This window comes from Paenimyroides ummariense, assembly GCF_900115115.1.
Classification (GTDB): domain Bacteria; phylum Bacteroidota; class Bacteroidia; order Flavobacteriales; family Flavobacteriaceae; genus Flavobacterium; species Flavobacterium ummariense.
Map to the genome: position 1 here is coordinate 21,525 of NZ_FOVI01000029.1, position 13,566 is coordinate 35,090.

Below are 13,566 nucleotides of genomic sequence, written 5' to 3' on the forward strand. Positions count from 1 at the left end.
TAAATAATTTGATGCTTTTTAATACTCATCATTCTACGATTGATTTTTTGTCCAAAAATTGGCTACTTCAGTGTGATGGTAGAACAGAATCCAGTTTAAATCGACCGAAACAATTGTTACATCGTCAGAACTAGGATATAAAAAATCGGTAAGATACTTCTGGAATAGGTTCTTTGAAGTTTGCACCACTGTTTTACGGTTCCATGAAACAATCAAGTCTCCATTATACGGCATTAGATAATTTTCAATTTTTTTTCTGAAACGTTTTTCTTTTTCCATCGTTTTGCTATGCGCACTAAACCAGTTAGTTTCGGTATATTTTTTTGCTCGGTTCGTTGGGTTTTCGTAATAGTCAATAATTTTATTCACTCTTTTCGATTCCGTTGGTGATAATGCTAAAATAAGTTTTTTCTCTTCTGTAGTAATTTCGCTATTTTGAATTTTATCAAATCGCCATCCTAATTCAAAAGCTTCTAAAGAAATTATTTCGGTACGATCAATGGTTATGTTCATAGGTGCACGTGTTATATTTTAAAGAGTTTCTGATTTTTATAAAGTATCTAAATATATCTGTATCTTTTCTATAATCCGTCTTCCCTTTCTGACAACCAACTGCTGTATTTTTGTTTGTAAAAATCTCTGGTTTCGGTATCTTTCAGAATAAAATCCATACCTCCGTCATAAGGAGCAATAATTAATTCATTGTCAGGCGAAACAAAGAAAGCTCTTAAATTATCTTCTCCTATATCTTTTAGTAAATCATCAAATTTATTTTGAGCCCATTCCAGTGTACAAAACATCGGGGTATAAAACTGACCTTCATCGTAGTCTTCCGGATTATTTTCATATAAGTTAATATGTTCTAACGTAATAAAAGATAATTGGTTTACAGATGCTACATCATCAATCTTATATAATTCTTCATATTGTTCAGAACTGTATTCACCTGTCACCAGTAAAAACTTCGTATGATTGTTTAACAGGTCGGTAATTATTTTATTCTGCCGGTTAAGTAGTAGCTTCCATTCGCTGGCGTTGTTTGGGTAACGTTTTGATTTAGGTAAACTGTGAATACGAAACCACCTGTGTGAAAATTCCTTTGTGAATTTTTGACACATAAAAGCCGGCTCGGAATAAGTCGTTTTCCAAAATTCTATAAATTGTTGTGCTGTCATAAACGTAAAATCTATTTCATTCAAATAATGATAAAGATGTGTGTTCAGAAATAAACTTAAAAAAAGTTGTTTGTCATTCAGTAAAATATTTCTTTTTCAAATGTATAGTTTTTCTGATATCGCATCCCGACACAAACACACGGTAAGCAGGTTTGTCATTTCCGTAATAGGGTATCTCATCATAAATATATTGTATGTTTAGGTTATCCAGTTCTTTTTTTAGTTGTACTATTTTATTTAAATCGCTGCAAAAACCAATTAAGTGTGTTCTTGCCCATTGATCGCTTTTAATTTCGTTATAAGCATACTGTACAATTTCTGTTTCCGAACCAAAATATTTTAGATTTTGCTGCTGTCCACGCTCGGTATAATACCATATAAACATATTTCCGGATTTTTCAATACCAAAGCCTTCATAAATACTGTTGCCGTTAATAGAATAACTTTCAAAATTATAACAGTGTTCTTTCATCCAGTGCTCTAGTTCACTTACTGTTTTTGGAAAATCCGTTTCATTCATATCACATGTTTAAAATTAAAAATATATTGTACATTGTTTTAAAGCAAATCTATTTCATTTTGTATGTTCTGTCGGGCATTATTTTCAAACCTGTCGTAAAAATAATCGGTTTTAAAAATCCTGTCCATTAATAAAAAATGTTGTAATACCTTTTTACGCCCGGCATTGTAAACAACATCAGTGTAAACGGAATATTCTTTTCTAACGTTTTTGTAATACTGTGAGTATGCTTCCCAAGGCTGTCCTAATATAGAAAGGTCCGCATCTGTAAAATAGTTGGTATCGTTGTCTGTTGATTTGTTGTGAGATTTGGTTGCTAAAATCTGATTCTTGCAATGTTCGATCAGTTCTTTAGGTACCAAAGCTTGTTTCATGCGTTTTTCGGCAAGTTCAGCGCTTTTTTCTTCGTTATCAGCTTGTGTTGAATGGTAAACTAAGTCGTGATAATAAAGGGTAAACAAAACGGTGTTCCAGTTTTGAATGTGGTTTTGTATGGTGGTTAGCTGTTGCAATAGGTTTTCCAAATGTTGTAATGTATGGTAATGCCTGTTGGTGTCTGAATAGTTTTGTTTTATTTCAAACCATAATTCATTTATCAGATTCTGATCGTATGTATAGTTTTCTAAAAGTTTAATAAATGTTTTTTTTAACATAATAGTCTGCAGTTGGGCAATATTTTTCGTAATGGTTCCTATCCCTTATTCTCATTCTCATAAACCTATGTTTCTAACTATATCTAATTTAATAATATTTTTATCAATGCAGATATAAAACCATTTGTTTACTAAACATAAATTCTAGTGTTTAATATTTTATTTCCGTTTGGTGTGTTTCTTCTAAAAAATCCTTTACGTCTTCTGTCCATTCGGTTTTGTATTTCAAAAGATAGTTTTCATGACCTGCCTCCTCATAAATTTGCAATTTTTTTATTCCTTCAAGATTATTATATATACTTTGTATTTCTTCTATACTTACTTTTTCATCTTTTGCTCCATGTAGTAAAAGAGTAGGACAGTTTATTTTCTTGGCATACTCGGTCGGATTATGGTTAAATGCCCAGAAACCGTTTTCTATTCCGCCCCAAAAAACTAATAACCCCGCCATTGGGAAAGTCGGTGCATCCATTGTTTTAAAGCGTGCACAAACAGTTTGGTACATAGAACCAAACGGGCATTCAATTATTATTCCTTTTGGCTTAATATCATAATCGCTGATCGCTTTCATCGTTGCAACAGCACCCATTGAAGTACCATAAAGAAAAATGTTGTGTTCTCCTTGCTTACGCAGGTAGTTAAAACATGCTTGTACTTGTTCTGCTTCAAAATAACCAATTGTTGTTTGATTACCTTCTGAACCGCCCGACCCCATAAAGTCAACTAACAACGTATTATAGCCTAGTTCAAGGAAAACTTCAGCCTTGTCAAGCATTAAAGATTTGTTTCCACCATAACCGTGAAATAATATTATCGAACCTTTTGCATTTTCGGTTTTTATACTCCAGCATTCAATTTCTCTATTGCTTTTAATTTTTATTACTTCAAAATCATTATTAGGAATAGTTGTGTTTTCTGGTCTGGGGTTATTTACTCCAAAAATTATTGTTTCAATTTTATCAATTGCGGAAAGTTTCGCAGAGCTTTTTGTTTTCTCAATGCCGGTCTCGCTAAAGTGGGTAAACTTGTAAGCATGAAAGATTGCTACAATATTCATTAAAATAAAAATAGCTGTCAATATCCAAAAAACGCGATTAATTCTTTTTTTATTATATTTCAAAGTGCCGATTGTTTGATTTGTATTTATTTGTGAGCAAGAATACTTTCTGTCATTACAGGTATGCTTTTAGTTTATGAGTAAAACTACTGTTTCTAAACCATCATTTTAAATAAGGCGTTATTTTTTCATCTAAAAGTTCAATAAGTTCCTTTTGGTAGTACTTGTACAGATCTTTGATATCTAAAACAATAATTTCTTTTTTAAACCTACCGTTAATAAAATTTTTAACTTCCTTTTTATGACTGTTTTCCATCACAAAAATTAAATCTGCCTGTTCCAATACAGATGAGGTTATCGGGTTTGTTCCTAGCTGTTCACAAATTTTTATATTCGTTCCTGCCGACATGAATTCTAAATCAGCATACTTACTGCTAAAATAGTCTTCAGCTGTTTTAGATCGTTGCTTATTTGCAGAGCAGATAAATAAAATGGTAAGTGACATTTATTTTAAAAAATTTAAGAATTCTTCTTTGCTCAACGTAAAGCCTTTTGTCTTAACTACCTTACCTTTTTTGTTCACAATTACAAAAAACGGTTGGTAATTTTTTTCAAACTGTTCTTGCTGTATCTTAATATAAAAAGCACCGTAAGTTTTCATTTCCTTTCCTGTTTTTGGATTGATTGTTATATAATCTTTAGGGACTTCTTTTTTAGAATCTACAAATAAAGTAACGGTATAAAAAGTCGTTTTAAACAGTTGCTGTATATCATCATCATACAAAAAGGCTTCCTCCATCTTTCTGGAATTCACGTCAGCGTACGATGTAAAATAAATTAGTAGTGGTTTACCAGCTGCTTTTGCTTCTTCAAGCATTTCATGGTAATTTATTATTTCAGCATCGTCAAATATATCAATGGCACCCGTTAAATCATCAGCTTGATGGGTATTATTATCAATCGCGTTCCATTGGTTGTTTAAATCATCCATCATTTCCCCATAAGTAGAATATTGGTTGGGTGCTTCTTCAATAAAATTGTAAATTGCATTCAATAGATACTCGCTTTTAACCAATTGTAATATTAGTTTACTATCGTTAACCCAATTTTCAAGATCTACTTTTTTGTTGCGCAGCAGTAGAAAGTTGTTATAGAATTTAACGTTTTCACTGTACTCGGGAGTATTTTTCATCTTAAGTGCGGTGTCAAGCAGTTTCTTGTAGGTTATTGTTTCAGGATCATCATTTAACCATCCAATAACCAGAGCCGACAATAGCTGTGGCTGGCCTATATAAGTAACATCCTCTTTTTCCAGTCCGCAATCAGCGAGTTTAGAAAAATTAGTAACAAGTTCCTCCTGCATTTGTTCAAAATCTTCTCCTTTTAGGTTTATCTTTTGTGCCAGTAGTTCTTCACAATTGGTTTGCGCTATTGATTTAAAGCTTACAGATACTAATAACAGTAAAATGATTTTTTTTAACGTCATATTTTTTTTAGTATTTAAGGTTGTGCTGATTGTTTTGTATTCCTTACAGATCAGTTTGCAATATATACGGTAATCAGTTGCCCATTTAATTCAATATAACCCGAAAATTCGTTGCTACTAAAACCAATCAGTATTTGGTTACCTTGTTTTGCAGTTTTAGAATCATAGGTCAACAATTGCTGATCAGAAATCTGTTGCAGTTTTTTAAATGTACCTTCTGCAATTTCCGAAACAAAAGTACCTTCTTTATCGGCTGTAATGTGGTAAAGCCTGTTGTTGTAAATGAAGCTGTAAAGGCACGATGTCTGGTATTGCTTAATAATTCTTTCTGCACCTAATGTCCCTACATTCTCAAAAAACTTTCGTAGCAAGTCCTCAGCTGTGGCAGGTTTTAGTTTTTCAGGGTTTCTAATTTTTAGTATTTCTGTAGTTTCCGACAAATGATGTAGCGTATTGGTTACATAATATACATCATTAAACTTGTTGACAGTAACAGGACAGGTAGCTGCACAGATGTATTTGTTGCCCGATTGCTTGTTTTCAAAAATAATGACACCACCCCATTCACCTCTGCATTTTCTGTAAACGGTATAATGCTCGTCTTCATAAAAAGCAGTTTCCTTTGTTTGGCTGTATAGTAGTTCTTTTACTTCCGCTACTTGTTCTTTCGTTGTATAATTGGTACGAATATTAAATATACCGTCTTGCGCAAAACAATTAAAAGACATCAACAAAGTAAGGACTAAAAGCATTGGAAAACAGGGGTGTTTTTTTAACGACATTTGGTTTATGATTTAAAAAAATATACTTACTGTGTTATACTAACGGTAACTTTCTATTCTTTTTACAATTCGCTTTTCAAATTCACGTATTGTTTTTGTACGGTAGTCTTTATCACTGTATAAAGGAACGGTTTTATACACTGTTAAAAGCTTCAGTTCAGATTTGCGATCATCTCCCGTTATCATGATATCAGCAACCGATGTTTTAAGCCTTATGGTGTCACCGTTATGTATGTTTCTGTAATCTAACAGTAGGGCAAGTGTATCGGTCGATCCTTGAAAATAAAAAACATTTGAATCTTCATTAAAATCTACCTTACCGCTCCCTTTGTTTATTTTGTACACTTCTCGTGTCTGCACCATATTAAGTCTGGAAACAAGCTCTCTTTTAGAAATATCAAACGTATATACTTTATCAATTTGCGTAAACGTTCTGTTTTCCCGTGGTGGCATACTGGTTGCTGCAAATGCTAGGCACGAAGCTGCTACTAATGCTTTGTGTAGAATAGGCTTTATGTTTAGGGCAAAACTGCTTTTAAGGATATAATATGAAAATAGTAATGAAATTAAAGCAATATTGTCTGTAAAATCAATGGTTCTGCTTATAGGTATTCTAAAACTGTTTGCAAATGTAATCAGCGGTTCGGCTAATTCACTTTTCCATACAATAAAAAGCAAACCTGTCCACACATGAATCTTTAGTGTATGTTTTGGCATTAGCGAACTTAACAGATAGGGCAAAGCGAAAAGACCTGCAAAGTCCGAAAGTTTTCCCGTCAGTGTATTGTGAAACACCGGCTTTAAATACCAGTCGTTTAATATAAGGATGAATACGCAGATTATAAATAGCGGGTGCCCCGTTTTGTTCGCAGCTGTCATAAGGTTTTCGAAATGCTTGAATACACCTGCAATATAGTATTTATATAAAAATTACGGAAATGTTGAGTCGTTAATTGTAAAAGGTACTTTTTCTTGTCTAAATTTAATTAAAGTCACTTCATCTTATCAATTTCATGACTTATACGCTATCATTTATCTTTTAATTTTTTACTCGGTTTTAAGGTCTAATGGAAAACTGTATGACGTACCAATAAATTTACCGTCCTTTTTTGCGGGAATTATTTTTGGCATTTTATTCAGAATCCTGATAATTTCTTTTTCCAGTTCACCTGTTGAATCGTTACTTTTCGGAAAAGATATATCTTCAATAATGCCGTCACTGTTTATTGTAAATTTAATAATGAGGCTGATTTCTCCACTTCCAATCTTTTTGCGGTTAGGGCGTAGCTTTTTGCGGAATTGTTCGTAAAATGTTTCTACAAAACACTTTTGTCTTTCGTCTTGGGTTTTTAAATATTCACATTTTTTAAAATAAGGCGACACTACGTTATTCTTTGGTTTTATCAAACTAAAACCATCTGCGGGCTTAATAAAACTTCCAAAATAACGACCTTGTAAAGTATCATTTGTATATGTGCTTTTCGTCTGTATGGTCTCTTGTGAGTATAACAAACTTAAAGTGTTGAACAATAATAGTAGTGTCAGGTGTAATTTTTTCATGGTTAAAGGTAACTTTCAAATATAGTAAAAGAATAAACTGTTTGGCATTCGTTTAAATAAATGGTAAAGTATGTGTTTTTTCAAGGTTGAATTTTACTCTAAAATCTTTTTTATAGATACCTCATCAATTTTTATCGACTCCAAAATGTAACGGGCAATTTTTTTATTCTTGTTTTTATAGAAATCAAAATCATCCATAAGGTTGGTTGCAAACAGTCTCTCGTTAACAGTCATCCCTTCAAGGTTAAACGTATTCTTTAAAAGCTTGTCTTTTATAATGTTTTGATATTGAATGTATTCAATGTTGTTTTCTATTCTCTTAACAATTTCGTCATCAGAATCGTTGTAAATGTCCCTTAAAAGAAATTCTTCATTCTTATCTTGCCTAAATTCGTTTATGCCCATATTAAACAGGATCTGACCAAACCGTTGGTCTGGGTGTTCTTTCAAATAGTCGGTTATAAGTTTTAAAATCTTTTCGTGTGCTAAATTCATAATTCCTTAAAAATAAAGTGTATTAGTTAACAGTAAGCAATTGTCTCCTTCATTATCCATAGTTATTTATATTGTTACCATTCAATTGTATCTGTGTATTGTTGATCTCTGTAATCAGGAAAATTCTGGATTTTCATAAGATCTAATGTGCAGGTGTCTAACTGCCATATTGCAGATCTTGCATACCAGGGATCGGTTAAAATTGCAACCGTATTTTTTGAATTTGTTCGCAACGAATGAATCCATTGAAATTCATCTGCTTTTATAATGCTAATTCTTTTTCTAGTCCAAAAAGTTAAATGTTCACCTCCAATTAATACCCACTTATTTTCACTGTCAATCAAACCACAGCTGGCATTTCCGTAAAACTCTTTTTCGTACAAAACGTTGTTTAATTTATCAGTCAAAAAAACACGTTCATGCTGATAGGTGAGGGTAAGTTCGGAATTTTGATAGAGAATGTTCATTACATTAAGGTTTTTAGTCTTTATGGCTTTTTATTTAGTTAAGTTTTACAAATGCTTGTTAATATACAATATTTTATCTCTCAATATTTTATCAGAATGCTTGCGGTTAAAACCATAACTGGAAAGTGCTTCTTTTTCTACGAGATACTTAGGGGTTTTCTTAAATATTTTGAATTGAGCTTTTTTATAGGAATTCAATTCCTTCAGGCTCATTTCTTTACTTTTTATAAAATTTCCTGCAGTGATTTCTATTAAAATATAATTTTCATACGCCGATTCATATCCCATATGCACGTAGTCAACAATTTCTCCGTAACATATAGTCAGTATACCGCTGTAACAATCTAAATACCTGTCTGCTTCGCTAGGAAATAGATCGCTAATTATGTCACTGGCAATCATGGAGTCATTTTCTTTATCAAAATTAACTATTTCAATTTTTGATACATAAAGACGGTTATTCTTAATTTCGAAAGTCGCAACATATCCGCGCCACAAAGAACTTATTGACAAGGTATTTTTCGGGCGTTTTTCGGGATTAATTTTAAAGTAAGCTTCCAACGGATTGGTAAGTAGCGAATATTCTTTATCATTAAAAATGATCTTATCAGGAGCCTGACTTGTCGCTAAAACTTGAAAAGTAGAAAAAACAAAAAATAGTATGGTTATTAAAAATCTGTACATAGTCTTAAGTATTAATTTGTATAGGAAACTGAACCACTGTTTAATAAAATATAATCTATTCAAAATTAAACTTTTTAGTTAATGCGATTTCTTCTACTGAAAGGTCAAAGTTTAGTGTGTTGCTTTTGTGCAGCGGACTATCAATACCTGAAACCATGTTATTCTGAAATTTTTTCAAATGAAGCACGTTGAATTCGTTCCTAAAAAGGGTCAGTGTTTGGTTGTTTATGTCTAGTATGCCAATTTGTTGCTTCCTATTCCGTGTCCACACCGGTTAAGCAAGGCAGTCTCCCGCTTCATTCCATATAATTGGTCCGCCGGCATGGTCACATATTTTTATTTTTCTGCTTCCCAAAATCAAATAACATATACCCTTAAGGGGTGCTCCCATGGCAATTTCAGAAAGCTCGCTGAAGGTTACACCGTATTTCCCGTTAGGTGCTACCATATTTTTATCTGTATTGGAAAAGTTCCATGGATCCGGGTACGTATTGTTCATAGTCGGGTGTCTTTTATAAATTTGTAATTTCGCCATAATTTATTCAATACTCTTCATAAATATAGATTTCGGTCACCTTCTGTTTTGAAATTTCAACTTTCCAGTTCGCACTGGTGTATGTTGAAGAATCTACTTCAAAACAAAGTCCTTTTAGGTTAGAAAATACTAACTGGTCTTCATCACCCTCAACTATATCTCCGAAAACTGTTTCAAAATCTCTCACCACACTACCCAATCCAAGTTCATTGTAAACAGTTCCTTTATAATTATTAAGTAAACCTATCTGCGTAAGTTGGTCTTGCTCAAAAAATAAAATTACTTCATCAGTGTAATATTTGTAGAGTGAAAGATCTTTTACATACTCGTTAATAATTTCAGTAACGGTGAATAAATTAAGAACTTCCTTACTCACGTCATTTTTCTGCATGCCTAACATAAAACCTGCTGCACTTTTACCTGCAACTATAGGCGCATTCAGATCTATTTTATGTACTTTTCCACTGATAAATGATAAGGTTTTAAAAAGGTATATTTGTAAGTTATATAAAAAATCTAATCTTGGTATTCTTTTAAAGGCTTGTAATTGCTGTATCTAACATATATGTTGTCAGGATCAATTATTTCTTTTGTAATTAGTTTTTGTTTTCCATCAGCATCTGTTTCATATATTGTTCTATGGCTGTCATTATGTACGCTTGCAAATTGTATCAGACTGTCTTTTTTAATTTTTGCAAAAACGGTCGATGTTCCTCCATGAACTAAAAAGGCATCAATACAGTCCAATTCTTTATTGTAGCGCATGTTGGGATAGTCTTCTGAATTTAAAATCGAAATCAGTTCCTGTTTGTAGTCATCATAAATAAAAAGCCTCCTAACTTCGTTAGCACCTCGTGCAGCTTGTGCCGAAATAAACGTAACATCGTTTAAACCGTCATTGTTGTAGTCAGAAATGTCCGGCATCATACTCATTAATGCATTACATTCATACAAATAGGTGTTTTGAAGATACCAGCGGTGCGGGGCTTTTGTATAGAATTTCACAATTACGTATGTGTCTCCAAAAACACGGTGCTTTATAAGTTCCAGCTTGTTTTTACCTTTTACGCCTATATTCAAACTGTCCGTAAAAATTTCTATAAGTTCTGTTTTCAAATTTACAGTATCTGCAGCTGCGGCATTATTGTAAGTATTTTCCAAAAAAGAGTCTTTCTCTAGTACGTTGTTTGATATGCGTGGCGAACATGAAACCATGACTAATAAAAATAATCCAATAATTATTTTCATAAAGATTTATTTTAATATTTGTGGTATTACTTTAAAAATGCTTTCTAGAGATCCTTCAACAACTGTTGTATATTTTTGTTCGATTTTCCGTAACTCACAATCCTTACATCCAAAGGAACATTTTTGAATTTTTTAAAAGCTTTCTGCATCGATTCTATAATCCAATATTCTTCATTTCCAAATGCGCCGCCTCCTACCATGGTAAGGTAAACAATGTTAGATTGGTGTTCTATCATATTCAGCATTCCTGCATAAAGGGTCGATTCGTAAAGTGCTTCCAAAATAACCCGTGCAAAACTTTCCCAGTATATGGTTTCGGTTTGGCAGTACGCAACGGGAAGTGCCGAACAGTATATTTGTGAAACCCTGTGTTTAGTTGCTGCCAATGTAACTTCCGTATTCCACTGAATACCTGTCTTTAATTTCCCTTTTAAATCTTCGCGTTCGTCTGCGCTTAACTCTGCAATCTTTTTATTTATTGTTAGCAATCCCCTTTCACTTATCATTGCATATCCGTTTCGCATCTTCCAAAGATTCAAACGTTCATTATCCAGTTCCTTTGCAATTAAATCCAAACAGTCAATCTGGTTGTGTTCTGTCTGTCCTATTTGTCCGTTTGTTTCTGCAAAGTAATTTCTGAATAGGGTACCCGCGCCACATGCAATGGCGCAAACAGGTCCTTGGGTATGGTCATTTTCATACCGGTCTATTCCTTGTTCGGGAATAATATTCGGACTTATCATTTCAAGCAGGTTAAATTGAGATGCAACCTGAAACAACGCATTGGCATTTTCCGGTTGGCAGTGTAAATCTTGTGCGTCTGCTACAACTTCTGTAATCTCAATAGCAGCGTTATAGCCTTCTAAAAGATCGTTTTTTTGGCGTAGGTCAGCTAATGTTGCTATTTCCAGCTTTCCAAAATGGTATCTTTTATTGTTGGCAAGTGAGATAAGCTCGGTACCGCTAATCAAAATATTTTTCCTTACGTTTTCTGGAGACTCTTCTTTAAAGCCTGTTAATCGTTCAAACCACATTTTATGTAAATTATTTTATAAGATTTGTGCTAGCCCATTAAAGTTCATTTTGATTGTAGATTTTATTTCTCGTTTAAATGTTTTTGAGAAATATTCGCTTCTGCAAAACTAATTTTTCCGGCTGATTCTAATTCACTAAGCTTTTTATAAATTGTAGAATAACTATTATTAAAAAGAACTTCCATTACAAAATAATTACTTCCGGTTCCCTCTGTTTCGCAGCCTAATTCTTTAAATTCATTTCTCAAGACTTCAATGTTAAGCTTTTCGTCAATTACAATGACTTGAATGGTTGAGTTTCCAGAATATTCCACAACATTTCTGTATGTAATTCTCTCTTCATCATCATCAAACTCGGCAAATACAATATCATCCGATGAAAATTCAGGACCGTAAAACGGGATGTTGTCAATTTTGTAAAGTCCTTTTTCGACATCAATAGTTTCTGCCCATAGGGTTTCTACAACAATTTCATCAAGTACATTACTAAAGTAACGAACAAATATTTTTTCAGAATTAAAGGATGGCATCTTCTTCGAACATTTCTTCAACATTATTTAAGACTTCGCAATCACAATAACCACCTTTTTCAAGAAGCCAGTTTTTAATTTCATCTATATTTTTAATTTCATTCTCTTGTAAAAATTCAGAGGTGAGTTTTAATGAATCATCGCAGCCAAATTCATTCAGGTTTTCATCCAAATAATCAAATAATTGTATGAATTTTTCTCTTGAAATGGGAAGCGAATTTTCAAATTCAATTTTCGCTTTCGCTCTCAAATCCTTTTTGGTCTGTTTTCTTCTTTCTATTTCGTTTTTATCTGGCATTTTGGTGGTAGCATTGCTTAAGGTTTGTACGGCTTATCTTTTTCGTTGTCTTTGTAATATTCCAATATAATTAAATACTGTTTGTCTGTTAAAAGTAATGTTTGTAAATCATTTCCACCATACAGCAGATAAAATTGTTCATCACTATTTTTTGCCTTTAGTAATTCATTTACTTTCTTAAAAAAGTTTCTTGGGGCAGTGTCCCAGAATGTTTGGTTATCAAGTTCTTTTTTAGTGTAAAGATTTAATTTTTCTTCATTGATTACTATATCATTAGTAGTTTCATAATCATTGACAGTTTTAACAACCAAATTCACATTCCTTTTTGTCAACATCTTATTTAGTTGTGGAAGAAAAAAGCCAAAATTAAATTCAGCAAGTTCTTCCGCATCAATATGTGCAAATTTGAAATTATTTTCATCATAAATATCAAACGAATTTTTAAGGTGTATTTTTAAACTGTCAGTTTTTGAATCGTCAGCATATTTTAAAAACTCACTGTCAATAAGTTTTTTACCATAAATGCTATCCCGCTTTTGTATGTTGATATTTGATTTGATACTGTTTTGTGTATGAGCTTTTTGGTTGCAGCTGACTAGAAAGATTGAAATAAATAAAAGTATTATCAGTTTCATTCGGAAATGTTTTTTTAAGTATTGAATATAAGGTTGCAGGTGCTTTTATGTTCTTTAATATTGTAAATATATCACTTTTGTTTAACCGTTTTTAAAAATTCCGTTTCTCTTTTTGTCAGGATTCTTAGGCATCATTACCATTTTCCTGATAGCAGAGAAATGGTATGCTATTGCTTGATGTCTAATTTTCCATTCGTATTTTACTCACTTAAACTTAAAAAATACAATAAATTCAATCCACACGGATCAAAGCGCCATTGGTATCAAATCGATAGTTAAATTGTTGAAGCACAGGATAACGTGTCTCGCTTTAGCCTTTAGATTTGTTCTTTGAAAAATTCATAAATTTATTAACAACCAAAACTGGCAAAGTACACCATTCGCTCTGCAAAGCTTTTAGACTTATC

Annotated in this window: 20 protein-coding genes; all 20 read right to left on the minus strand. The window is 32.6% G+C overall.

The genetic code is table 11. The annotated features are described in order from the left end of the window. Nucleotides 1–33: 33 nt before the first annotated feature. Complete coding sequence (locus BM253_RS14820; protein ID WP_091525872.1) at nt 34–513, minus strand: hypothetical protein; 480 nt, start codon at nt 511–513, stop codon at nt 34–36. A gap of 68 nt (nt 514–581) precedes the next feature. Then, complete coding sequence (locus tag BM253_RS14825) at nt 582–1,175, minus strand: DUF3885 domain-containing protein (RefSeq protein WP_091525874.1); 594 nt, start codon at nt 1,173–1,175, stop codon at nt 582–584. 73 nt (nt 1,176–1,248) lie between these two features. Beyond that, nucleotides 1,249–1,695, minus strand: coding sequence for a hypothetical protein (locus BM253_RS14830; RefSeq protein WP_091525876.1), 447 nt, complete (start codon nt 1,693–1,695; stop codon nt 1,249–1,251). Nucleotides 1,696–1,733: 38 nt separating this feature from the next. Continuing rightward, nucleotides 1,734–2,348 (minus strand): HD domain-containing protein, encoded by a 615-nt coding sequence (locus BM253_RS14835; RefSeq protein WP_091525878.1) that lies wholly within the window; start codon nt 2,346–2,348, stop codon nt 1,734–1,736. 151 nt (nt 2,349–2,499) lie between these two features. Next, complete coding sequence (locus BM253_RS14840; RefSeq protein ID WP_245758508.1) at nt 2,500–3,468, minus strand: alpha/beta hydrolase; 969 nt, start codon at nt 3,466–3,468, stop codon at nt 2,500–2,502. Nucleotides 3,469–3,568: 100 nt separating this feature from the next. Beyond that, nucleotides 3,569–3,910, minus strand: a complete 342-nt coding sequence (locus BM253_RS14845; RefSeq protein ID WP_091525882.1) for a phosphotyrosine protein phosphatase — start codon at nt 3,908–3,910, stop codon at nt 3,569–3,571. Then, nucleotides 3,911–4,891: a thioredoxin family protein gene (locus BM253_RS14850; RefSeq protein WP_091525884.1), complete on the minus strand. Its 981-nt coding sequence runs from the start codon at nt 4,889–4,891 to the stop codon at nt 3,911–3,913. A 50-nt stretch (nt 4,892–4,941) separates the two neighbouring features. Next, nucleotides 4,942–5,673, minus strand: coding sequence for a hypothetical protein (locus tag BM253_RS14855; protein WP_143095678.1), 732 nt, complete (start codon nt 5,671–5,673; stop codon nt 4,942–4,944). A gap of 39 nt (nt 5,674–5,712) precedes the next feature. Beyond that, on the minus strand, nt 5,713–6,552 hold the full coding sequence (locus BM253_RS14860) for a hypothetical protein (RefSeq protein WP_143095679.1): 840 nt from the start codon (nt 6,550–6,552) through the stop codon (nt 5,713–5,715). 168 nt (nt 6,553–6,720) lie between these two features. Further along, complete coding sequence (locus BM253_RS14865; protein WP_091525890.1) at nt 6,721–7,233, minus strand: energy transducer TonB; 513 nt, start codon at nt 7,231–7,233, stop codon at nt 6,721–6,723. 93 nt (nt 7,234–7,326) lie between these two features. Continuing rightward, nucleotides 7,327–7,728 carry a hypothetical protein gene (locus BM253_RS14870; RefSeq protein WP_091525892.1) on the minus strand — a complete coding sequence of 134 codons (402 nt, stop codon included), beginning with the start codon at nt 7,726–7,728 and terminating at the stop codon, nt 7,327–7,329. Between the two features lie 74 nt (nt 7,729–7,802). Then, nucleotides 7,803–8,195, minus strand: coding sequence for a hypothetical protein (locus BM253_RS14875; RefSeq protein WP_091525894.1), 393 nt, complete (start codon nt 8,193–8,195; stop codon nt 7,803–7,805). 45 nt (nt 8,196–8,240) lie between these two features. Next, complete coding sequence (locus BM253_RS14880) at nt 8,241–8,879, minus strand: hypothetical protein (RefSeq protein WP_143095680.1); 639 nt, start codon at nt 8,877–8,879, stop codon at nt 8,241–8,243. A 274-nt stretch (nt 8,880–9,153) separates the two neighbouring features. Next, nucleotides 9,154–9,378, minus strand: a complete 225-nt coding sequence (locus tag BM253_RS17560; protein ID WP_245758509.1) for a hypothetical protein — start codon at nt 9,376–9,378, stop codon at nt 9,154–9,156. 43 nt (nt 9,379–9,421) lie between these two features. Further along, the gene (locus BM253_RS14890) at nt 9,422–9,805 is read right to left on the minus strand and encodes a hypothetical protein (RefSeq protein WP_143095681.1); all 384 of its coding nucleotides are present in this window, start codon (nt 9,803–9,805) and stop codon (nt 9,422–9,424) included. 125 nt (nt 9,806–9,930) lie between these two features. Then, nucleotides 9,931–10,662, minus strand: a complete 732-nt coding sequence (locus tag BM253_RS14895) for a hypothetical protein (RefSeq protein ID WP_143095682.1) — start codon at nt 10,660–10,662, stop codon at nt 9,931–9,933. Between the two features lie 44 nt (nt 10,663–10,706). After that, a complete protein-coding gene (locus BM253_RS14900) occupies nt 10,707–11,696 on the minus strand; it encodes a hypothetical protein (protein WP_091525901.1) in 990 nt (329 codons plus the stop codon). 62 nt (nt 11,697–11,758) lie between these two features. Continuing rightward, nucleotides 11,759–12,250: a DUF4265 domain-containing protein gene (locus tag BM253_RS14905; protein ID WP_245758510.1), complete on the minus strand. Its 492-nt coding sequence runs from the start codon at nt 12,248–12,250 to the stop codon at nt 11,759–11,761. Next, nucleotides 12,213–12,524 carry a DUF2695 domain-containing protein gene (locus BM253_RS14910; RefSeq protein WP_091525905.1) on the minus strand — a complete coding sequence of 104 codons (312 nt, stop codon included), beginning with the start codon at nt 12,522–12,524 and terminating at the stop codon, nt 12,213–12,215. Before BM253_RS14910 ends, BM253_RS14905 begins: the two co-directional genes overlap by 38 nt. Before the next feature lie 17 nt (nt 12,525–12,541). Next, nucleotides 12,542–13,159 carry a hypothetical protein gene (locus BM253_RS14915; RefSeq protein ID WP_091525908.1) on the minus strand — a complete coding sequence of 206 codons (618 nt, stop codon included), beginning with the start codon at nt 13,157–13,159 and terminating at the stop codon, nt 12,542–12,544. Nucleotides 13,160–13,566 lie beyond the last annotated feature (407 nt).

Bases quoted from the DNA above. Each gene is read 5' to 3' on its own strand.
- BM253_RS14825 (WP_091525874.1), bottom strand. From the start codon at position 1,175: ATGACAGCACAACAATTTATAGAATTTTGGAAAACGACTTATTCCGAG.
- BM253_RS14860 (WP_143095679.1), bottom strand. From the start codon at position 6,552: ATGACAGCTGCGAACAAAACGGGGCACCCGCTATTTATAATCTGCGTA.
- BM253_RS14835 (WP_091525878.1), bottom strand. From the start codon at position 2,348: ATGTTAAAAAAAACATTTATTAAACTTTTAGAAAACTATACATACGAT.
- BM253_RS14870 (WP_091525892.1), bottom strand. From the start codon at position 7,728: ATGAATTTAGCACACGAAAAGATTTTAAAACTTATAACCGACTATTTG.
- BM253_RS14830 (WP_091525876.1), bottom strand. From the start codon at position 1,695: ATGAATGAAACGGATTTTCCAAAAACAGTAAGTGAACTAGAGCACTGG.
- BM253_RS14875 (WP_091525894.1), bottom strand. From the start codon at position 8,195: ATGAACATTCTCTATCAAAATTCCGAACTTACCCTCACCTATCAGCAT.
- BM253_RS14890 (WP_143095681.1), bottom strand. From the start codon at position 9,805: ATGCAGAAAAATGACGTGAGTAAGGAAGTTCTTAATTTATTCACCGTT.
- BM253_RS14865 (WP_091525890.1), bottom strand. From the start codon at position 7,233: ATGAAAAAATTACACCTGACACTACTATTATTGTTCAACACTTTAAGT.
- BM253_RS14915 (WP_091525908.1), bottom strand. From the start codon at position 13,159: ATGAAACTGATAATACTTTTATTTATTTCAATCTTTCTAGTCAGCTGC.
- BM253_RS14910 (WP_091525905.1), bottom strand. From the start codon at position 12,524: ATGCCAGATAAAAACGAAATAGAAAGAAGAAAACAGACCAAAAAGGAT.
- BM253_RS14905 (WP_245758510.1), bottom strand. From the start codon at position 12,250: ATGTTGAAGAAATGTTCGAAGAAGATGCCATCCTTTAATTCTGAAAAA.
- BM253_RS14820 (WP_091525872.1), bottom strand. From the start codon at position 513: ATGAACATAACCATTGATCGTACCGAAATAATTTCTTTAGAAGCTTTT.
- BM253_RS14900 (WP_091525901.1), bottom strand. From the start codon at position 11,696: ATGTGGTTTGAACGATTAACAGGCTTTAAAGAAGAGTCTCCAGAAAAC.
- BM253_RS14895 (WP_143095682.1), bottom strand. From the start codon at position 10,662: ATGAAAATAATTATTGGATTATTTTTATTAGTCATGGTTTCATGTTCG.
- BM253_RS14855 (WP_143095678.1), bottom strand. From the start codon at position 5,673: ATGTCGTTAAAAAAACACCCCTGTTTTCCAATGCTTTTAGTCCTTACT.
- BM253_RS17560 (WP_245758509.1), bottom strand. From the start codon at position 9,378: ATGAACAATACGTACCCGGATCCATGGAACTTTTCCAATACAGATAAA.
- BM253_RS14880 (WP_143095680.1), bottom strand. From the start codon at position 8,879: ATGTACAGATTTTTAATAACCATACTATTTTTTGTTTTTTCTACTTTT.
- BM253_RS14845 (WP_091525882.1), bottom strand. From the start codon at position 3,910: ATGTCACTTACCATTTTATTTATCTGCTCTGCAAATAAGCAACGATCT.
- BM253_RS14850 (WP_091525884.1), bottom strand. From the start codon at position 4,891: ATGACGTTAAAAAAAATCATTTTACTGTTATTAGTATCTGTAAGCTTT.